At 65.4% G+C, this 20834-nt stretch carries 16 protein-coding genes and 3 pseudogenes; 10 read left to right on the top strand and 9 right to left on the bottom strand.

Translation table 11 applies throughout. The features are described from left to right. Positions 1–281 precede the first annotated feature (281 nt). Positions 282–848: an LmbU family transcriptional regulator gene (locus tag OG453_RS35120; RefSeq protein WP_266872594.1), complete on the bottom strand. Its 567-nt coding sequence runs from the start codon at positions 846–848 to the stop codon at positions 282–284. A gap of 280 nt (positions 849–1128) precedes the next feature. On the opposite strand from OG453_RS35120, the gene OG453_RS35115 reads away from it, so the two are divergent. The 8 genes and pseudogenes from OG453_RS35115 (at position 1129) to OG453_RS35080 (ending at position 12842) form a co-directional block, all read left to right on the top strand. Then, the gene (locus OG453_RS35115; protein WP_266872593.1) at positions 1129–1389 is read left to right on the top strand and encodes a hypothetical protein; all 261 of its coding nucleotides are present in this window, start codon (positions 1129–1131) and stop codon (positions 1387–1389) included. 106 nt (positions 1390–1495) lie between these two features. Next, on the top strand, positions 1496–3748 hold the full coding sequence (locus OG453_RS35110) for a peroxidase family protein (protein ID WP_266872592.1): 2253 nt from the start codon (positions 1496–1498) through the stop codon (positions 3746–3748). 94 nt (positions 3749–3842) lie between these two features. Next, the gene (locus OG453_RS35105; protein WP_266872591.1) at positions 3843–4052 is read left to right on the top strand and encodes a hypothetical protein; all 210 of its coding nucleotides are present in this window, start codon (positions 3843–3845) and stop codon (positions 4050–4052) included. After that, positions 4040–4378, top strand: coding sequence for a hypothetical protein (locus OG453_RS35100; protein WP_266872590.1), 339 nt, complete (start codon positions 4040–4042; stop codon positions 4376–4378). Before OG453_RS35105 ends, OG453_RS35100 begins: the two co-directional genes overlap by 13 nt. An 874-nt stretch (positions 4379–5252) precedes the next feature. Beyond that, positions 5253–6346, top strand: a pseudogene (locus tag OG453_RS35095) (integrase core domain-containing protein). A 313-nt stretch (positions 6347–6659) separates the two neighbouring features. Further along, complete coding sequence (locus tag OG453_RS35090) at positions 6660–7094, top strand: trypco2 family protein (RefSeq protein WP_266872589.1); 435 nt, start codon at positions 6660–6662, stop codon at positions 7092–7094. Between the two features lie 2 nt (positions 7095–7096). Continuing rightward, complete coding sequence (locus OG453_RS35085; RefSeq protein WP_266872588.1) at positions 7097–11581, top strand: hypothetical protein; 4485 nt, start codon at positions 7097–7099, stop codon at positions 11579–11581. Between the two features lie 175 nt (positions 11582–11756). Further along, positions 11757–12842 (top strand): integrase core domain-containing protein, encoded by a 1086-nt coding sequence (locus OG453_RS35080; protein ID WP_266872587.1) that lies wholly within the window; start codon positions 11757–11759, stop codon positions 12840–12842. Between the two features lie 12 nt (positions 12843–12854). Here the strand turns inward: OG453_RS35080 and OG453_RS35075 are convergent. The 4 genes and pseudogenes from OG453_RS35075 to OG453_RS35060 form a co-directional block, all read right to left on the bottom strand. Next, positions 12855–13529: pseudogene (locus OG453_RS35075) on the bottom strand (helix-turn-helix domain-containing protein); the annotation flags it as partial. A gap of 161 nt (positions 13530–13690) precedes the next feature. Continuing rightward, positions 13691–13993, bottom strand: a complete 303-nt coding sequence (locus OG453_RS35070; protein WP_266872586.1) for a hypothetical protein — start codon at positions 13991–13993, stop codon at positions 13691–13693. 4 nt (positions 13994–13997) lie between these two features. Continuing rightward, positions 13998–14240: a hypothetical protein gene (locus OG453_RS35065; RefSeq protein ID WP_266872585.1), complete on the bottom strand. Its 243-nt coding sequence runs from the start codon at positions 14238–14240 to the stop codon at positions 13998–14000. Between the two features lie 507 nt (positions 14241–14747). Continuing rightward, on the bottom strand, positions 14748–14981 hold the full coding sequence (locus OG453_RS35060) for a hypothetical protein (RefSeq protein WP_266872584.1): 234 nt from the start codon (positions 14979–14981) through the stop codon (positions 14748–14750). Positions 14982–15072: 91 nt separating this feature from the next. On the opposite strand from OG453_RS35060, the gene OG453_RS35055 reads away from it, so the two are divergent. Continuing rightward, entirely contained in the window at positions 15073–15507 is a 435-nt protein-coding gene (locus OG453_RS35055; RefSeq protein WP_266872583.1) for a hypothetical protein, read from the top strand. A 190-nt stretch (positions 15508–15697) separates the two neighbouring features. Here OG453_RS35055 and OG453_RS35050 read toward each other — a convergent pair whose 3' ends face one another. The 4 genes and pseudogenes from OG453_RS35050 to OG453_RS35045 form a co-directional block, all read right to left on the bottom strand. Further along, the gene (locus tag OG453_RS35050) at positions 15698–17584 is read right to left on the bottom strand and encodes an NACHT domain-containing protein (RefSeq protein ID WP_266872582.1); all 1887 of its coding nucleotides are present in this window, start codon (positions 17582–17584) and stop codon (positions 15698–15700) included. A 315-nt stretch (positions 17585–17899) separates the two neighbouring features. Continuing rightward, a pseudogene (locus OG453_RS45410) lies at positions 17900–18451 on the bottom strand (serine protease); the annotation flags it as partial. A 27-nt stretch (positions 18452–18478) separates the two neighbouring features. Next, positions 18479–18811 carry a trypco2 family protein gene (locus OG453_RS45405; RefSeq protein WP_353962305.1) on the bottom strand — a complete coding sequence of 111 codons (333 nt, stop codon included), beginning with the start codon at positions 18809–18811 and terminating at the stop codon, positions 18479–18481. Positions 18812–19459: 648 nt separating this feature from the next. Then, on the bottom strand, positions 19460–19801 hold the full coding sequence (locus OG453_RS35045) for a hypothetical protein (protein ID WP_266872581.1): 342 nt from the start codon (positions 19799–19801) through the stop codon (positions 19460–19462). Positions 19802–19925: 124 nt separating this feature from the next. On the opposite strand from OG453_RS35045, the gene OG453_RS35040 reads away from it, so the two are divergent. After that, positions 19926–20507, top strand: coding sequence for a transposase (locus tag OG453_RS35040; protein WP_266872580.1), 582 nt, complete (start codon positions 19926–19928; stop codon positions 20505–20507). Positions 20508–20834 lie beyond the last annotated feature (327 nt).

Here is a 20834-nt window from a genome sequence, read left to right as displayed (position 1 = left end):
CGCCAGGAATCCGGACACCGTACGCCCCTTCAGAGGGGGTCGGCCAGATGCCTCAGGCGGGGCCGAGAACGTTGGCCCCGGCTCCGTACGCAAGGGAATAGACGCAGGTCCGACGGGTGTGCGCGGCCGGCTTCCGCCGACCGCCGACGGAATCCGCACGGCCGACAACCCGTATCTGCACAGCCATCGGGCAATTGGCACGAAACAGGGGAGAGAATGCGCGATTCCGTTGTCTCGCCGGCGAGACAACGGGGCGAACGCCCTACGGTGAAAACGGAGTTTCAGATTTCGAGAGAGGCATCGAGCAGGGCCGCAGATTCCCCGGGATCGTCGGCCGCCTCGTCCAGCATGCGGACAATCCACTCCAGCAGGTCGAGCCCTGCCGCCGCGGCAGCCCTTTCCCAGCGGACCCGGTGATCGGACGGCAGATCGAGCTGCACCTGCGGGGCAAGTGACCCTCCGCCGGAATCACGCCGAGTCCGGGTCCGGCGGCGCAACTCATTCCGCGACCAGCCGCCCTGCTCGGCCCGGGTCAGCCAGACCTCCCGCTCCTCCGCAGGACATCCGGCCACCTCGGCATGGTGCTGGAAACTGAGCTGCGCATGCCGCCGGGCAGGCTCGTACTTACCGGCGACCCAGGCATAGTTGCGCAGGGTCTGGTAGTCGAGGCCGGTGTCGGCCACCGCCTTGCGGTAGCGGTCGGGATACTCTTTCCTGCCGTAGATCAGCCAGTCGCCCAGCCACCATGCCGACGAATCCGATACCACGAATATCTGCCGGCCGATATGGCGCCACTGCGCCAGCGGAAGACCGGGGGACAGCGTCAGCGCGGTGCGCCGGGGCGCCATCCGGGCGTCCGGTGTGAGCCGCGCCCGGCCCTCGACCGGCGACTGTGCCGCCTGCTCGCTCCCGCGCGCCGCTCGCCCTGCAGATGTGCGCAACTCATCGCCCCCTTGATCACTTGCTCATCCTCCACCTCGGGTGGTCTCGGCGAGGTAACAAGGACCGGACGAACGAGCGGCGGAGCACCCCTTCCTGCCATGTGGCCCTGTGTTACACCGGAGTTACCCATTCCCCTGTCTACTGGTCGCACAGCCCTCAGCCCCGCGAGCAGATACAGGAGGCTTCATGGCCACCGCTACCCGGCGCTGCGCCGAATGCGACGCAGAGTTCGCCTGGACCAGCCGGAACCCCACCCGCAGGTTCTGCGCCCCTGGTTGCCGGGCCCGGTGGTGGCGGGCGCAGCAGCTGCGGGCCGCCGAGGCACCGGAGCCGGCGGAGGTCCAGTACGCGGCCGAGCCCGGCGCCGGCCTGGGCGCCTTCCACGAGTGCCCCAGCTGCGGCGAACACCTCACGGTCATCAACCTGCTTATCCCCGACGCCCGTTGACGCGGGCCCGCCATGCCCCCGTCCAAACAGTCGGTTCTGTCACTTGGACAGCGCTCCGGGCATTCTTGGCGAGGCATTCGACCGCCATTTACGGAGGGGACGACAGATGAGACGCGCGTGGTGGGTGGTGGCCGGGCTGGTGGCAGCGCTGACCGTGCCACCCGGCGCGGCGGACGCCAAGCACGGCGTACGCCCGCAGATCCAGTCGCTGGACGGCAGTGGCAACAATCGGGCGCACCCGGACTGGGGCCGGGCCGACAGCCCGTATGCGCGCTTGACTGCCCCGAATTACGCCGACGGGCACAGCGCCCCCGTCGCCGGGCCCGACCCTCGCTACGCCAGCAACCGGATCTTCGGCGACGAGGAGGTCCTGGGAGCCAACGACGTACCCGCGGTGAACATCTTTTCCGAGCGCCAGGTCAGCCAGTGGGGCTGGGCCTGGGCGCAGTTCCTCGACCACACCTTCGCGCTGCGGCTGGGCGAGCAGGCCAGTGACCCGCAGGGCGAGCGGGAGGACATGAAGGGCGACGGAAGCGATCCGCTGGAGCTGATATCCGGCAAGCACTATCTGCCGTTCGTACGATCCAGGCCGGCCGAGGGCACCGGCGTGACCAACGCGCGCCAGCAGGTCAACATGCAGAGCTCCTACCTCGACGCCTCCGGCGTCTACGGCACCAAGAACACCCGCCTTGACTGGCTCCGGCAGGGTCCGGCGGACGGCAATGTGGCCAACAACGGGGCGAAGCTGCTGCTGCCTGACGGCTACCTGCCCCGCCGGGACGCGCGAGGCGACGCCTCGAACGCTCCTGCCACGGACATCGACGGCCGGCTGCACGCCGATCCGGCCAGCGCGGCGGTCGCCGGGGATGTGCGGGTGAACAACAACATCGCGGTGACCGCGGTCCAGACGCTGTTCGCCAGGGAGCACAACAGGATCGTGGACGCGCTGCCCGCGTCGCTCAGTGAAGAGGAGCGGTTCCAGATCGCCCGGCGGGTGGTGATCAGCGAGATCCAGTACATCACCTACCGCGAGTTCCTGCCCGCCATGGGGATCAATCTGCCGCGCTACCGGGACTACGACCCGAAGGTGAACACCACGCTGTCCAACGAGTTCGCCGCCACCGGCTACCGGGCGCACAGCATGATCCACGGCGGCTTCTCCGTCACCCAGCCCGCCGACCGCTACACGCCGGCCCAGCTGGACGCGTTCCGGGCCGCGGGCCTACCCGCCTTCCTCACCAACGACGGCAAGGTGGTCGTCGAGGTCGACATGGTGCACACCCGCGACAACCCATCGCTGGTCAAGGGCCTGGGTCTTGGCCCGACGCTGCAGACCATCGGGGAGCGGGCGCAGTACCGCAACGACGAGACGATCGACCACCTGCTGCGCAGCGTGCTGTGCGGGCCGCAGAGCGCCGACCCGAAGTGCGTCTTCGACCTGGGCGCGACCGACCTGGCCCGCAGCCGCGACCACGGCATGCCGTCGTACAACTCCATGCGCCGGGCCTACGGCCTCCCGCCCGCCCGGTCGTTCACCGACATCACCGGCGAGGCCACCGACGCCTTCCCGAAGGACCCGGAACTCACCCCCGGCAACGAGATCAACGACCCGGACAGCACCGACTTCACCAATATCACCAACCTCTTCGGCAGCAAGGTCGGCCACCGCAACGACCCGCGCGACCACTCCACCGTCAGCTACACCAAGCGGACCACGCTCGCCGCCCGGCTCAAGGCGATCTACGGCTCGGTCGACCGGGTGGACGCCTACGTGGGCATGCAGTCGGAACCGCACCTGAAGGGCTCGGAGTTCGGCGAGCTGCAGCGGTCCATGTGGGCGCGGGAGTTCCGGCGGCTGCGCGACGGCGACCGGTTCTTCTACGGCAATCAGGCCGGCACCCTGGAGGCGATCTCCAAGAAGTACGGCATCGACTTCCGCCACAACCTGGGCGACCTCATCGCGGCCAACACCGACATCAAGCGCACCGAGCTGCCCGGCACGGTCTTCTTCCCCCGCGGCGAAGTGCCTGCCGGCTCCTGCCGGGTGAGCTACGCGGCGGAGCCGAAGGCGGGCGGCGAGTTCACCGGCACCATGAAGATCAAGAACACCGGGCGGACGCCGCTCGCCGCCTGGTCCGTGCGCTTCCGCTACGCCGACGGCCAGCAGATCAAGCAGTCGGAGGGCGCCGAGGCCATTCAGAACGGCACCGACGTCGCCCTGCAGAGCCCCGGCTCGGACGGCGCCCTGGCCCCCGGCCAGACCCGCCAGGTCTCCTTCACCGGCACCCTGCCCGGAGCCAACAGCACCCCGTCCGACTTCAACCTCAACACCACCGGGTGCGCCACCGGATACCGGTAGTCCGTTAAACCCGGCGGTAGGAGGACTTGACGCCTGCTCGGGGCGCTCACAGAGCGGGTGACCTTCCCTCGTAGCGTAGAGACCCAAGCCGATCGTGCAGGTCGCACAGGATCTCGGGATCAACGAGACCACGCTCGCGAGCCGGGTGTCGCTGGCCCGAAGGTCCGGCGGTGCCACGGCGACGGGCGAGAGCGAGGAGCTCGCGCGGCTGCGGCGGGAGAACACGCAGCTGAAGAAGGACAACAAGGAGCTGGCCATGGAGCGTGATGTGCTCAAACGCTGCATGGTCTTGTGGGTGAAGTAGCTGTGACGGACCCGGCGTTGCTCGTCGGGGTGATCAGCGACCAGAAGACCGTGCACAGCATTTCGCACCGCACCTCCTGTCGAGCCCTGGGCGTGTCGGAGGCGTGGTTCCACAAGTGGCGCCGCAGGCCGTCCGAGCCGACGAAACGCGAGACCAGGCGGGCCGAGCTGGCCGAGCTGGCCGAGCTGGCCGAGCGGATCCGATACTTCCTCGACTGCTCCGGCCGGACGTACGGCTCGCCGAGGATCACGCTGGATTTGAGGGAGGAGGACTGGCAGATATCGCAAAATAGCTGTCAAGGGGGCACGGGGGAGCACTACCCCTGACGAGAAATCGGACAAGGTGGCACCACGCTGGCACTTGACCAATGCGACGACTCAGCGCCACAGAGATTTCCACCGCGTGCGACACCAACAGGCGACCCTGTGGGGCTCGTTAAGTCATCGCTGCAGGTGGAAGCTGGGCGAAAGGGCCTCGGCGGCGGCTGAGATGCTGCACTGGTGATCCTCAGCGTTCAACCTCTGGATGACATGTGCACCGAGACATGGAGTCCACGCAGACATGGGGTCGGTGTAAGCCGTCAAGGGGTCGAGTGGGAGCACGGCCCTATGACGAGTATTCGGTCAAGGGGGCGAACAGCGTGACCCCTTGCCTCGTACACCAAACCGCGCAGCGGAGATCCTCCGTGGGAGCGACCGGATCGGGTGAGCAACCGTCGACCCACGGTTGACGTCGCTCCCAGACTCCCGCTCACAGGGAGCGGCCCCCGCTCCCAAAATCGCTCCCACACACGAAGTAGGGGCCATCCGAAGATGGCCCCTACCTGCGACGTTTCCGTCGGGACGACAGGATTTGAACCTGCGACCCCTTGACCCCCAGTCAAGTGCACGATTCTGGTTCGGAGTTCTGAAGCTCCGTTGACGGCCGTACGACGCCGTATGCGGAACTACGGGGACGCTGAGACACCTGAAGCGGCAGGTCCGAAGCATGCCGCTTGAACTGCGCGGATGGAGTTCTCGGCAGGCGCAGAGCCGCCGCGGCGGCAGCCTCGAAGGCTCAGGCGCAGGTCTCGCATGCCAGCGGGCTGTCTTCGCACGAATCTGTATGTGGAACCGGGGTCGAGGCCCACGACGTTGCGCCTGCCGAAAATGTCATCCATGCAGATCAGGAGCATCATCGACGGTGCGGCAGGATGATTTCGTGTTGCTTCGTCTCGCCTACCTGACCGTCACCAACCTGTTCTCCTCACTGCGATTGCTACCGATAAGCGATCGCGACAAGGACACGGAGATCCTCGCCCTGCGCCACCAGATCACCGTCCTGGAACGGCAACTCGGCACGGACCGAATCAAGTTCACTCCCGCGGACCGGGCGTTCCACGCCGCTCTGCTGATCCCCTGCCACGCCAGGCCCTACGTCGACTCCGGTTACTGGTCCGGCCCGACACCGTGCTGCACTGGCACCGCGACCTGACCAAGCGGCGTCACGCCCGCACCTGCCGACCGAAGAAGCCGGGCCGACCGCCCACGGTCCACTCGATCCGCAGACTGGTCCTGCGTCTGGTCCGTGAGAATCCATCGTGGGGCTATCGCAGGGTGCACGGCGAACTCGCCACCCTGGGCATCAAGGTCACCGCCTCCACCGTCTGGGAGATCCTCACGTCCGAAGCCATCGACCCCGCGCCCGACCGGGCCGCCACCACCTGGGCCGACTTCCTACGCTCCCAGGCCGACGCCCTGATGGCCTGCGACTTCATCGAGACGGTGACTCTGACCGGCCAGCGTCAGTACATCCTCGCGGTCATCGAGCACCTCACCCGCCGCATCCGGATCCTCGGCACCACCGCCCACCCCACCGCGGGCTGGGTCAGTCAAGCCGCCCGCAACCTGGCCATGGACCTGACGGACGCCCAAGCCACCCACGCGTACCTGATCCGGGACCGGGACGCGAAGTACCCAGCCCCCTTCGACGAAATCCTGTGCAACGCCGGAATCCAAGTCGTGCGCACCGGCGTCCGGATACCGCGCATGAACGCGATCATGGAACGCTGGGTCCAAACCTGCCGCCACGAACTACTGGACCGCACCCTCATCTGGAACGAGCGCCACCTGCGCCACGCACTTCACCAGTTCGAGCTGCACTACAACACCCACCGGCCCCACCAAGCGAAAAACCAGTCAGCACCCCTACGCGCCGTTTCCGCACCACTCCCCCACGCACAGATCACCCAACTGAAAGTGCGCCGGAGAGACCGCCTCGGCGGAGTCCTCCACGAGTACCAACATGCCGCTTGAGCTACGCGGATGGAGTTTCCGGCAGGTGCATGCTCCTGGGCCGCCAATACTTCTCATCCTCGACGAGACGACGGTCCACCTGGCCGCCTCGATCCGCCGACTGGATGCTCGAGGTGGAGGACGGGAGGGCTCGCGGAGCGCGGTACACATGAGGAGCTGGGGGGCGTTGGGCCACGTGGTCCGGGCCGCGTGACGCCCCTCATGCAGGACCCGTACAGGACGGGACAGTTCCGCTGCACGAACAGGCGCGGGTGCAGCACACTGACCGAAGGCCACGGTGACGGTGGGCGCCGCGCGGCGTGAGGGGGACCGCATGGATGAGGCCGAGCGTCGACTGGACGACATGGGCAGTGTGGACACGCCGCACGACGGGACGTGGAGGCCCCCCGAAGGAGAGCCCGGCGGGCTCGCGGAGGCGCTGGAGACGTTGCGGGCCGAGTTGGACGCGGCGCAGTCGGCCGGTGCGCGGCGGAGGCTGAGGTTCGAGATCGAGGAGGCCACCCTCGAACTCCTGCTGGAACTGCGTTCGGACATCAGGCCCGGGATGAAGCTGGCGTTCGGCGTGGTGACCGCAGAAGTGGGTGGAGCACGCGGCAGCGCACGTACGCACAAGCTCACGCTCAAGCTGAAGGTCCGCGATGAAGCGCTCGGCGGGCGCAACGCAGCGGTGCGGGAAGAGCGGAAGCAGCGGCGGGAACCGGGCCCAGCCGTCGACGGGGAGCGGGACCGGACGGAGCGGGCGGACTAGCCGTGGACCCGCGACGCCTGGCCGCCGTGCAGGTTGGGGATGCCAAGTACATCCACGCGAACGGGTCTGGATACCTGCTCACGCCGCATCTCGTGCTCACGGCTCTGCACGTTCTCACCTTGCCCAAAAAGCTCCTGACGCAGCAACGCATCGATGTCGTCGTCGGGCACCCCGACCACGGTGACCGGCTGCACCGGTCCGGTTGGCTGCGCTGGTCCGCCTCCGCACGCGACGTCGCGCTAATCCAACTCAACTCGCCGGTCGATGTGCCGGGCGAGGTGCTCTGGGGGCGTCCGGTCGCCGGTGTGCTCGACTACGAGGCACTGGGGTTCCCGAACTTCGCCCGCTACGACGGCGAGCAGCGAATCGAGCACTTGACCGGCCGGCTCCCCGCTCTCGGTCAGGGGGCCGCTGGCGGTCTCGTCCTGGACTTGAACGCCGCCCCACGGCCGCGTCTGGACCGACGCAACTGGGGCGGTGTCTCGGGTGCCGCTGTCTTCTGCGCGGACTGCCTGGTCGGGGTCGTAGTCATGGACGATGCGGACTTCGGCGACTTGCGACTCCACGGGGTGTCCGCGCACACCTTCGCCCAGGACGACGAGTTTGTCGGCCACTTGGGAGCGGACGGCGGGCGCAAGCCGACCTTCAGACGGCTGACGGGCCGGGTGCCGGTCGGCCAGGGCGAGACTGCGTCCGCGCCGCAATCCCTGGCCCCCATCGACGAACTGAGGCAACTGTCCGAGGAATACCTGGGGTCGGCGGCCACTGCCTCGATGCGGGTCGGCCCGCACGGCCCCTTCTTCGGGCGGGACACGGCCATCCGCAGCATCGAAGAATGGCTCCGCCCGGCCCCGGGGACCACGGCGAGCACCGCACTGGTGGTCACAGGCATCATGGGCTCGGGGAAGAGCGCCCTTCTGGGGCGCACGGCGCTCTCCCACGACGAGTACGGGCGGCAGACCGTGGCGCACGAGCCCACGCCGGAAACCGGGGGCGTCGGGCCTGTCCTGACGGCACGTCTCTCTCTGGTCGCGATGAACGCGGCCAGGCTGACGCGTGTGCTGGGGGCCGCCTGTGGAGTGGACGCCGACACCGTCGCCGACATCGTGACGGCACCAACACCGGCTGTAGGGAAGGTGCCGGTAGTGCTGCTCGACGCGCTCGACGAGGCCGACCGACCCGAGCAGTTGTGCCGGACGGTGATCGCTCCCCTGATCGAAAGCCGCGAACCCCGTGTGCGGCTGCTCATCGGCACCCGCTCGCACCTCCTGCCGTTGTTGCAGCGTCTCGGCGTCCGCACGATCGACCTGGACGGACCCGACTACGCGGACCGGAAGGCATTGGAGCGCGCTGTTCGCCATGAACTGACCAATCACGTCCCTCACAGCGTGTGGCGCGACGCCGCGCCGCAGGACACCCTCGCCGCGGCGGTGCGGCAGGTGGCCGACCGGGCCGGCACCTCGTTCCTCCTGGCCGGCCTGCTGGCCAGAGCACTGGCACGGCGGCCCGCCGTCGGCCTTCCCAGCGCCGCGGAATGGCGGCAACTGGCAGAGGACGGTATCCACGGCGCCCTACAGGCAGATCTGACCGAACGGCTCGGCGACCGGTTGCCCTGGGCCAAGGAGCTCCTCAAGCCCCTCGCCTTCGCCCGCGGCGCCGGCCTGCCGTCCGCCCACGTGTGGCCACAGGCGGCGTCCATCCTGCACGGCCACCACTACACCGCCTACGACATACGGGAGTTGCTCCGTGTCCTGAGCGACTACGTCGTGGCGACCACGATGGCTGGCGCCGACGAAAGCGACACGTCCTTCCGGCTCTTCCACACCGCGCTAGCCGACTGGCTGGCCAAAGGGCACGATGCGGACGCCGCCCACCAGGCGATCGCCCAGGCACTCATCGATGCGGTTCCCCAGGACGGCGCGACGCCCGACTGGCATGCGGCGTCTCGCTATACCCTCGACCACCTCGCCATGCACGCGCGGTCGGCGCACACCCTGCGCACGATCCTCGACGACCCGGGGTTCCTGCTGCACAGCGACCAGGCTGCCGTGCTGGACGCGGTCAACCGCGCGGACGTCCCCCGAACCGCACAAGCGTTGCGGGCCACGACAGCACTGCGCCATGACACCCCGGCGACCGTCCGGGCGCAGATACTCCAGGCCGCGGCCCGACGCTGTGGAGCCGACACGCTCGCGGACCGGCTCGACGACTGCTGCTGCCCGCCGGCCCTTGCCACTCGCTGGAGCCGCCGCCGACGCATCCTGGACGACGAACTGCCCACCGGCTTCGATGGCAGCCCCCGCGACGTGATCGCACTCTCGTGGCGCGGGCAGCCTGTCTGCGTCGTGCTCGGGAGCCGACACCACGAGGACTTCCTCCAGGTTCTTGATCTGGAGACACGTTCACCTGTCGGCGAGATTGTGCCGACGGGGACGGCGGACGGCACACGCCTCCTCGGCCCGGTCCGGACCTCCCGCGGGATGACCGTCGTGTATCGCAGCGGCGACTGTTTGAGGCGCTGGTCGATGGATGAAGGCAGGCACATTCGTCCAGATCTCCTCTTCGATCACGAGGAGAACGGCTCACGGAAGTCGGTGTGGAGGTTCACCCTGGGGCGCATTGCCGACCGGACCGTCGCGGTGGTCGCGACTTTGAGCGGTCGCCTGTACTGCTTCGACCTTGAAGCGGACTCGCCGCACCCGATACACGAGCCCCAGCCAATCGAAGCGCTTCCGCTGAACGGCCTCGCCCTCGCCCATGTGCGGGGAGAGCCCGCGGTGGTGTGCCTGTCGTACGGGCGCGTCGAGTGCCGAGCGCTGGGGGACGGATCCACTCTGTCCGCCCCGTGGGAGGTGGCGGGCGGCCTCGGCGACATCGTGCTTCTCGACCGCCAGGACCGGCCGGGAGAGCAGGCCCTGGCCGGCTTTCGGCTGCGGTACCCCATGACCGACGACGAATTCGCCATCGACCTGTGGGACCCTCTCACCGGTGAAATCTTGGACACGAACGCGGAGTACCGCGAAGAGCGCTGTGACCGTTGGCCGAGGCGCCCGGAGTACGAGTCCGCGTGGATCGAAGAGTTCGACGGCCGCCGACGACTGTTCCTGACGTCCGGCCGGGAACGGTACGAGCGGGATCCGCGTACCGGCGCGCGGATCGGCCCGCCGTGCCAACTACGCCGGGGTGCCGTGGAACTCACCGTTCATGGCGAACGCCACACATTGGGCATCGAGGAGAAGCGGCTACTCCTGCGCGAGGCCGGCCACTACGCTCTCGACCCCTTCGATCCATCCACATGGCCTCCGGCCGGCCTCATCCAGGAGACGTACCCGCCACCCGCAGAACCTGAGGGCCCCGCGCCGCTGGTGGGTCTGCCCGCCCGGGCCGGCATGCACCGAGGACGTCCCGTCTTCCTCGTGACGACCCCGTACACAGGGCACGAGCGGCGGACGGCGACCCTGGTCGACGCGCGCACCGGCGTCGACCTCAGTCCGCCCTGGACCATCCCCGTCCCGCCCGACGAGATCACAGCCATCGACTGGGCCGTGGTCCAGGGTCGCCTCATGGTCCTCGCCTTCCACGCCAAGCTGGTCATGGACCAGTACCAAGGCAAAGCGACCGTGCTGATCTGGGATCCCGAACGGCGCACCATGGTGCGTCGCATGTCGATCGTGCATCCAGGCCAAGTGGTCGGCGTGCACACGCCAGGGACTCCGGACCTGTTGTACCTCACGGTCCACGACGGGCCGGACCTGCTCTGGGATCTCACCTCCGACACATTCACCCCGGTGAGTTGTCCCGAGCAGGAGTCCCTGCACGCGTTCGCGAGGCGCGGCCCCTACGTCTGTATCCCGCCCGGGGACAGCAACCGGCTGGGCAACGGTCGGGTGTGGCGGATGGCTGCAACCGACCGGGCGGAGGCAACCCCGATCCGACTGCTCCCGCCTGATGCGGACGAGCGTTGGCGCATGGTCCCCGATACTCTTGACGATTCGGACGCCATTATCGACGTGGGCGGCCGAACGACGGCCCTGCGCCTGCGGCAACGCGGGTATCGCGCATCCGACATGACGCTGGAGGTCTATCTTCTGCCGACTGCCACAGCCGACCCCGAGCCAGTACGGCGTCGCTGGTGGCGCAGGCAACGGGCGCTCCGGATCGCCGGACACACGTTCCCGCTGGAGGTCAGCGTGGACCATGTGGTGCCCGCAGCGAACTCCAAACGTGGCCGCTTCTACGCTGTCGGCGGCAGCCTACTGACCGGCTTCTCTCTGGAGTGGAAGGAAGAGGTTGCGCAGGAGTCGCACGACGAGCCGACCGGTCGCGGCGCCCGCGTAGCACCGTCGGAACCCTTCCCTGTGCTGTACCAGGACCACGACAGCTACGACACTGGCGCCCGGATCCTCCACATGCTGACCTGCCCGGGGGAGGGGGTGGCCCTGTTCACCGAGGACGGCGTCACCTTTGTCACGGACAGGCAGCGCTGAGACGCATCGCAGCGCAGGACGCCGCACGGACCGCCCACGACCGCTTCATCGGCGCTGCCACTGCGTACTTCAGCGCCGTGCCCTGCTGCCTGGCGACCTTGTGGGGCTCGTTAAGTCATCGCTGCAGGTGGAAGCTAGGCGAAGGGACCTCGGCGGCGGCTGAGATGCTGCACTGGTGATCACTTCCATGGTGTACCGGGCGACCCGGGCGTTACTGTCCGTACCTGCGGTCCTGCTGCGCTCGGACTCGGCCAAGGACGCCGAACTGCTCGTGCTGTGGCACGAAAACGCCGTGCTGAGACGGCAACTCGGCGGGCCGGCCCGTTACGAGCCCGCAGACCGGCTTTGGCTGGCCGCCTTGTCCTCGCTGATACCGCGCCGCCACTGGAACAGAATCTTCCCGGTCACTCCAGGGACGCTCCTGGCCTGGCACCGAAGGCTGGTCGCCAGGAAGTGGGACTACACCAATCGGCGCCGACGCACCGGGCGCCCGCCCACCGCAGCCGCAGTCAGGAAACTGGTCGTGCGGCTGGCAAAGGAGAACCCGGGGTGGGACCACCGGCGGATCCAAGGCGAGCTGGCCCAGCTGGGGCATCCAATCGCATCGTCTACCGTCTGGAAGATCCTGCGCGCGGCCGACGTCGACCCGGCTCCGCGCCGCACCGGCCCGAGCTGGCGCGACTTCCTCGCCTCCCAGGCCGAGGCGATCATCGCAGCGGACTTCTTCCACATCGACACGATCACAGGCAGCCGACTGTACGCGCTCGCGTTCCTTGAGCACGGTAGCCGTCAGCTCCACATCACCGGCGTCACCGCCCCCCCCACCGCACAGTGGGCGACGCAGCAGGCCCGCAATCTCACCGTTGACCTGGGCCACCGCAATGAGCCCCTGGTTTATGTTCTCCGCGACCGCGACAGTAAGTACACCAGCTCCTTCGACGCCGTCTTCGAAGCCGAAGGCATTGACGTACTGCTCAGCGCGCCCCGGGCGCCTCGTATGAACGCCCACTGCGAACGAGTGATCGGCACGATCCGCCGAGAGGTGCTCGACCACATGCTGATCATGAATGAGGCCCATGCACGACAGGTCCTCGCCGCATATCAGGACCACTACAACCGGCATCGACCGCACCGGTCCCGGGCTCAACAACCGCCCGCCGCCCAAGACCCACCCGCTCCCAGGCACGGCCCCAACACCCGCGCACTTCTACGCACTCGTATCCTCGGCGGAACAATCAACGAGTACCGATATGCCGCCTGAGCTGCAGCGACGACTTTTCGAGCCCCACACGGTCCACTGGGCGGTGGGGTGGGCGGTGACGCCGGCGAGGTGGACGCGGCGGGTGCCGTGCTCGATGAAGACCAAGGCGTACAGGCGCTGGAGCGAGATGGTGTCGAGGTGCAGGAAGTCAGCGGCGAGGATGCCGTGGGCCTGGGTCTTCAGGAACTGGCGCCAGGTCGGGCCGGAGCGCTGCGGGGCCGGGTCAATGCCGGCGTCCTGCAGGATCTGCCAGACCGTGGACGGGGCGATCGGGTTGCCGAGGCGCGCGAGCTCGCCCTGGATCCGGCGGTGGCCCCAGCTGCTGTTCTCTCGGGCCAACCGCAGGATCAATTGCCTGATGGTGGGCGCCGTGCGGGGTCGGCCCGGACGGCGACGAGAGGTGAACGTCCACTTCCGGGCGACGAGTTGGCGGTGCCAGGCCAGCAACGTGGTCGGGGTGACCGCGAAGACCTGGCGCCAGCGCTCCCGCGGGACCAGCCCGGACAGGACCGCCAGCCAGATCCGGTCGGCGGGCTCGTAGCGGACCCGGGCGATCTGACGGCGCAGCACCGCGTTCTCGTGGCGCAGTGCCAGCACTTCCGCGTCCTTGGCCATGCGGCTGCGCAGCACCGCAGCAGGCACCGTGATCAGATTCCGGACCAGCGCGGTGACAACCGACATCGACATCCGCAGATCGTCCCAGAGCAGTCGAGCCGCTTCGCCAGGATCAGCAGACGTGCAGGCCACAGCCGCGAATCGTATTTTCGAGGGGACAGGATCCGCCGCGCGGCCAGGACCTCTACGGGTGGGCTGAACCTGGACGTTCAGATCGTCTGACGGTCCCGCACTCAACCTTCCTCACGCCACGGCTGTCGGCCGGTGCGCACGCCGCAGTGTTCAAGAAACGCTCGGTCTTCCACCCCGAGCGGCGGCCCGTAGGGCTTGCCAAAGATGGTGAGATCGCTCTTGAGCTGAGTGCGTAGCAAGGACAACTGACGTTGCGCCAAAAGCCCCCGCTCCTGTTCCCGCTCAGCACCCTTCAACTGCTCGATACGTTGGCGTGAAACCTCGGGAGTAAGTTCTCCGACCGGACGTGTGAGGTTGTCCTTCGCCTCGAAGTACACGCTACGGCTGCGCCGTTCGAGGAGCATTCCGTCACCGTTCGCGTAGTACCAGTCGGTGAAGGCTTCGTGTAGTGACTGAACGTCCCTGCTCGTTCAGCGGGTCAGCGTATGGAGTGGCCGCCCGCATCAGGACCCAAAGCCGCTCGTAGGACGCCAACCGCCGCTCGGAGAGCCGGATCTTGACGTCCCGCCCGATGTTCCCCGCGACGGCGAACCCGGCTACGCCGAGAGTCAAGGTCACCACTACAGAAGCCCAGTCTGCTACGTCGGCCATACCAGCCTCCCTAGGCCCAGTTCGGTGTTCTGCCAGTACCTACAAAAGAACACCTATGGGCAGGGCAGCGCCATCCTCATGCAGCCGATACATCAGTCGGTCGTTTGACGAACTGCCGGATCTCTGGCTTCCTCCTGCCAGATGGCGAGGTTGCCTCGGGTGGTCAGGGTATGGGGGTGGTCGAGGCCCAGTACTCTCCCCATGTCTGCCAGCAACTCGGTATATGCAGCTGCACCGCCTGACGCATCCCCCGCCTCCCCCTGCCAGACGGCCAAGCTCCAGCGAGCGTTCAGCGTGTCCGGGTGGTCAGCTCCAAGCAATTGCCCGGCCTAGGTCACCTGCTGCCAGATATACGCGTGCCAAACTGGATATCGAGGCGATCGTGGCGGGTTCGTAGGCGGCGGGGTTGGCTGCCGCCAGTCGGCGGCGGACGGCCACTGCCTCTTCGGCAACCGGCAGAGCCTCCTGCCAGCGCTCCTAGGAACGGCAAACAGCTACGCGATCAGCTCAGAAGCTCGATCTGTCCGAGAGCGTGGCGAGCGCGAGGGTGCCCAGCAGGTCGAACTCTTCGCCGTCGGGGTCAGCGAGGCGTTGGTCGAGCCGGGTGAGCGCGGGGCTGCCCGGTGTCAAGCCGTTCCACAGTCGCTCAATGCGGCCAAGGCCGCCGGCCACGAGCTGCTCGCGGATCACGCCGACTGTTTCGGCCCCGTCGGCGAGCCGCACGAAGCGCGGATCGGGCATGAAGCCGAACGTTGTGGGTGCCGAATATTACGTCGGTGCAGTTCAGCACCGCTATCGCGCCAACGACAGCGGTCGGCAATGATCAATGCCCATGCTCCTCCGACTGGCCTGCATCGCCGTCACTCACGCCTTCACCGCCCTGCGGCTGATCCCGATGAACGACCACGACAAGGACGTCGAGATCCTCGCGCTGCGTCACCAGCTCGCCGTCCTGCAACGTCGGCTCGGCAACCAGCGCCCCGGATTGCAGGCGGCCGACCGCGCCTTCCTGGCCGCTCTCCTCGCCCCGCTGCCACGAACCGCCCTGCCCGGCTACGGCCTGCTCTGGAACGAAGCCCACCTGCGGCGAGCGCTCCACGAGTATGAGCAGCACTACAACCATCACCGCACCCACCGCACACTTCAGGCTGCCGCACCTCTCCACGCCGTCCCCGAACCGCTCGAACCAGTACAGATCGAGCGCCTAGACATACGCCGACACGACCGTCTCGGCGGCGTGCTCCACGAGTACCAACACGCTTCCTGACCTGCAGGGGCGTAATTATCGGCACGCACACCCTCCCCGACCCCATCGCCCCGGACGGCACCGTCATCCGTCGTGATCTACTCGGCGGGGTAATCCACGAATACACGCAGGTCGCGTAGGCGGCCGAGTGTCGGGCACCCACAGACGGAATAACTGACACCGGAGAACTCGGACTCCATCGGCCCAACTTCTAGTTCGAAGTCCCACGACCAGTAGAAACTGGCGCGCCGATCTTACCCATCCTCTTCTGAAGAGATTCGTGACGGAATGCATATGCGGCACCTCTGCGGCATAAAATACCTCGCTGTGCCGCATCGGCAAGAAAATCATCCAAATTTCTAGGAAGCCTTCCTGTCAGAACAAACCAGTAACGCACGATCCAATAGCGAACCCTAGGGGTAAAAAAGGCCACCCAAATTACCGCAAGAAGGCAATATTCTACAATAATTAAGAATTGAGATTTTCGAGTAATTGACCAAACGCCTAGCCCGTTCGCAGCCAACTGCTCTAACGAAATCCACACCAGAGAGCCCAGTGCGCCAGTGATCACTAGTGCCATAAGTGCGGAGAACTTTAAAGAAGACTTCCCGTAACGCCAATTCGGGGCCGCATCATCAATAAGAATAACCCCCAGTACGTCATCGCGACTCGAATAGGAGAATGCGCGATACGCGAAGGCGAAAATAGCAAGACCAGCCAAGAGTGCCATGGTGACGGAAATCGGGAGCAGTACGCTCCAATCCCGCAAAGAATCTAACACCTCTACCTTCCATGACGACATCCGCAAAGACCATAGGCCGACGTACAGAATTCCATATATCCCTCCACCTAAGAGCACAGATCCGATAATCGACAAAATTGCAATCACGGCTCGCTGCTCCGGAGGGCTCAAATCACGAAAACTACGTCTCATTTCCAGCTCTTCAGGGGAGTCATATTCTCCCTCTCGTTCCCTATGGAACCAGCGAGCGAGCACAGAGATGACGGCGCCGAGAAAGAAGCCCATCAAAGCGTCACGCGCGAGCACTCTCGACCCATAAGTCGCCAGGGAGAATAGACTCATTTCCATTACCGTGACTACCGATACGCTCGCCATCATAAGCCAGAATGGGGCGGAATATTCTAACGTCCACCAGCGAAAACTCGATAATTCATGCTTGTCTAAATGCCGCGCTAGGAACTGAAGCCAGTGCTTCGCTTCACGAGGGCTTTTCCAGACACGCGGGATACCTGTAGTAGTCTGGTGGGCTCGGCCGCCCACCAGCGGATCGAAGGCGTCATCAACTAGAGCGTCGACCAGATACTCCCGCACAGCCATTGGAGTCGTGAGACTACTCTCCAAAAGATCCATGGGGTCGCCCGGCTGGCCAATTCCATACGTGACCTTTGCTAGCGAGAGATATAGTGGTGTGGTCAACGCAAGAGTGATGGGAAGGGATTTCTCGCCTGGCAGATTAGCGAGCCTGGAAAAGAAGATTTTCCACTCGTTTCTCTCTCCCGGATCTTGATGCCTCCATGGCTCAAGAAGGAAATCTCGAGCCGCCTCAAAATCCAGCACATCGACTCTTACGAAATCTGCCCGATATGGGTGCGAGCGATTATCATTGGTCGCGACTCTAATAGCGCTCGGTTGACTAGTCAGGACCCACGGCTGCTCAAACATAGCCAGGGATCGCATTGCCGGATTCCTTAGAAGGCTCGGCATCTCATTTAGGCCATCAAAGAGTGGCAAGATTCGCTGCTGGCAAACGAGAGTGTCAGCTAATTTCTCTGCCGCTTGCTGATCTGTGTCGGTGAGATTTTGGATCAGTTGCTCCACATGTAACGCGATCCAGTCCTCCAAGGGGCGAGCAAGAGGATTCCACGACTCCAACGGCAGTACGAGTGGAATGGGCTGGGCGAGAGCGAGGGAAAAGTCATCCAAGAGCTGATGGGCTAGTTGGTAGACAATGGCTGTCTTTCCGGAGCCTGAATCGCCTAGTACGACTAGTTGCTGATGCCTGGTACGGGCTAATGTCTCCGCAGGATCTGGGAGTGCGCCATCCAGGTTTAGGCTCGGACCGATCGGCTCAGTCACCTCGCGCCAGGAGATGCTCAGGGAGTGCGCGTCTGCCAAACCTAGTCGCCGGCGCTGGGTCGCGTACACCGGCCGGAGTCCTGCTGCGATTATCGATAGAACCTGATCAACATCGCGATCAAGATCCGTAGTGACATCTGGAGTGATGGCCTGTTGCCCCGGGTCTTGAATTTCCCGCAAAGACTCACTGAGCCTAAGGCGGCGACGCTGCACTACGAAATAATCGTCATTCCACCACGACGCTACTGGCACGACGTGGAGTCGTCGCCCCGCGTAAACATTCGGATTATGATCCAGGGCAAGTACTCCAATGAGTAAGCCCTGACAGAATATCGCCGAACCAGAAGCGCCACTCCATTGGAATCCCCCCCAAGGGGACAAGTCGTCAGTCGTGGCATCCCGCAAATTGGGATCTCTTAGAGTGGAGCTCTGGATATGCAGCGTAAGACGGTGCTGTTCGGAGAGCGGTGTCACAACTCCAAAGAACTGATCGATTCTACGCTGCTTGCCATCAGAAGTGGCGTCTCGGGCCGGAAATCCAGCTCCCGTTGCTCTACGCTCCGGGCCTCCGCGAACAACCCCCCAACTTACTGCTGGATGAGCCAAAAAGTTTGATCCCATTTCGATAAGAGCTACATCTATGTCCTGATTATCGCTGGCCCACACCACTAGACCGGCATGCCGATCTCCGTTATCCGTTCGCACATAAACTTGGTGCCCGCCGCCAGACATTGCTTCTCTCACAATGTGCCGCGCGGTTAGTACAGTGCGCTCACCTACTATGTAGCCCGAACCAAAAGTGCCACTTTTCCCTGGCTGGGCGCACCATACTTGCACCACTCTGCCCTTTTGTGGGTGACTCTCCATGAATGAAGACATTACGACGTGCCCCGACTAATCTGGGGGTTCTTGAAGCCGGTGGCCGATGTACACGTCGTTGTTCTCACCAGCATTTTTCTGTACTGGCTTGAGTGACATGGAAACACGATGCCTGGCATGTGACGTGCTACTGCGATCAGCACCCGCAGTTACGACCCAGAATCGCACGTCACCTTTAGCGGTGCTACGCTTCTCCATCTCTATCTCAAACTCAAGGTCCAGAGAAGATATTCCGAAACTAATGGACTCATTGATGCTTGCAGCTACAGCGGTTGACGATTCACGCCGTAGGGCAGAAACCGTCTCTGCAAGTCCAAGCTCAAGTAGCTCACTGTCGTCACCAGCCACTCATGTCACCATCCCCCGTGGAGCGCCCATAGACTACCGCCAGGTTACTCCAAATGCAGCCATCGGTGTCCTCTACTTGCGGTTTCGCTGTGGATGTACAAGACCTCTGCTGCTGTAGCTCTCTGTGAAGTGGGTGGTCGCGGATCTCTCTCGGTTACCAGTGATCAGGGATCCGTCGTTATCGTGGCCAGCCGACGTAGCCGGTATGGACCTGATACCTCCAATTGGCCGTGGTGGTGATTCATTGGATCGGCAGGTACGCGTATAGGAACGGCTCCCTGTGATCATGGAGTGTCGAGTGCTCTGATCACCACAACGGACGACCGTGTAAGGCTCAAAAACACGAATCGTCGTCCCACCACCTTGAAGCCACTCGCCGCAAAGAACCGGGAACACAGGACTCTGAACAGCGGCTCTGCCGCGTCTGGGATCATGTTTCGTGATCCTGTCCACGGTGTACGCTGGCACCCGTCGCCTGCTGCCGCTGCCCGCGCTGCTGCGGCGTGACGTCACGAAGGACGCGGAGTTGCTGGTGCTGCGCCACGAGAGCGCGGTCCTGCGCGGACATGTCCCACGCCTACACCTCGAGCCAGCCGACCGCCTGCGCTTCACCGCGCTCTCGCACCTGATACCGCGCCGCCGTCGGCCTCAGGTCTTCCCCATGACGCCGGCCACGCTGCTGACCTGGCATCGCAAACTCGTCGCGAAGAAATGGCAGTCAAAGCCCTGGTCTTGCGCGTGGCGGCCGAGAACCCGGGATGGGGCCATGGGCGCATCCACGGCGAACTCACCAGCCTCAGCCACACGATGGCTGCCTCCACCGTGTGGAACATCCTCAACCAGGCCGGTATCGACCCCGCCCCACGTCGTACCGGACCAACCTGAAGGCAGCTCCTCGCAGCCCAGGCCGAACACATAGTCGCCGTCGACTTCCTGCACGTCGACACCATCAACCTCAAACACATCTACGCCCTGGTCATGCTCCAACACGGCAGCCGCCGTGCGCACCTTCTCGGCGTCACCGCCAACCCCACCGGCCCATGGACCACCCAGGCCGCCCGCAACTTCCTCATGGACACCGGCATGAACATCGCAGGCATCAAGTTCCTGATCCGTGACCGTCTACCGGCCCGGTCTCGTCGATCCCTACCGCGACCACCTGCGCAAACGCCGCACGGACGACCCGGCCGTCCCCGTCACCCATCTACTGACGGAGATCCGGGAGAGGGGCTACACCGGCAGTGCGAACCTCCTGGTCCGCTACATCAACCAGGGCCGGGTTGAAGCCGACCATGCCGTCCTGTCACCCCGCAAGGTCACCAGCCTGCTCACCCGTCACCCCGACCACCTCGACGACAAGCAGCGCGCCCTGTGTGACCAACTCGCGGGCGCCTGCCCCGAGATGACCGCTTTGGCCGACCAGATCCGCGCCTTCGCCGCTCTGCTCGTACCGTCCGCGGGCAACGCCGAGCAGCTGACCGCCTGGCTCACCCGGACCCGCGCCGCAGACCTGCCCTTCCTGCACTCCTTCGCCACCGGCCTGGAGCGCGACCGCGCCGCCGTCGATGCCGCCCTCACCCTGCCCCACCACAACGGCCGCACCGAGGGCGTCAACTGCAAGATCAAACTTCTCAAGCGCCAGCGATACGGCCGTGCCGGCCACCCGCTCCTACGCCAGCTCATCCTGCTCAACTGACCGCCAGCGGCACCGATCAACGCCTACGAAAATCTTGGAAGACCCGTTGGTTTGGACAGTCCCGAGCGGCGCGGATGGGGTTCTCGGCAGGCGCAGACCTTGAGGGCCGGACGTCCTTGTGAGGACATGCCTTCCAGGAGTTCGTCTGGTCACCGGGCGGCTGGGCGCGGAAAGGACGAAAGCCGCCTGGGCTGGTGGCGCATAGGGCCTGCCTCCGGGGTCCGTACCTTGGGCTATTCCCTGGGGCACACGCTCGGCTCTACACTCGTTCGGTGTCCGGACGCTCGCAGCGAGGCGTCAGCGCCGTCACCCGGGGGAGACAGTGGA

Source organism: Streptomyces sp. NBC_01381, assembly GCF_026340305.1.
Taxonomy (GTDB): domain Bacteria; phylum Actinomycetota; class Actinomycetes; order Streptomycetales; family Streptomycetaceae; genus Streptomyces.
Note: the sequence above shows the minus strand (reverse complement) of the source record. Positions and strands in the feature narration are given on the sequence as shown.

Coding starts and splice junctions, on each gene's coding strand:
- OG453_RS35120 (WP_266872594.1), bottom strand. CDS start 848: ATGGCGCCCCGGCGCACCGCGCTGACGCTGTCCCCCGGTCTTCCGCTG.
- OG453_RS35115 (WP_266872593.1), top strand. CDS start 1,129: ATGGCCACCGCTACCCGGCGCTGCGCCGAATGCGACGCAGAGTTCGCC.
- OG453_RS35110 (WP_266872592.1), top strand. CDS start 1,496: ATGAGACGCGCGTGGTGGGTGGTGGCCGGGCTGGTGGCAGCGCTGACC.
- OG453_RS35090 (WP_266872589.1), top strand. CDS start 6,660: ATGGATGAGGCCGAGCGTCGACTGGACGACATGGGCAGTGTGGACACG.
- OG453_RS35070 (WP_266872586.1), bottom strand. CDS start 13,993: ATGCTCCTCGAACGGCGCAGCCGTAGCGTGTACTTCGAGGCGAAGGAC.
- OG453_RS35065 (WP_266872585.1), bottom strand. CDS start 14,240: ATGGCCGACGTAGCAGACTGGGCTTCTGTAGTGGTGACCTTGACTCTC.
- OG453_RS35060 (WP_266872584.1), bottom strand. CDS start 14,981: ATGCCCGATCCGCGCTTCGTGCGGCTCGCCGACGGGGCCGAAACAGTC.
- OG453_RS35055 (WP_266872583.1), top strand. CDS start 15,073: ATGCTCCTCCGACTGGCCTGCATCGCCGTCACTCACGCCTTCACCGCC.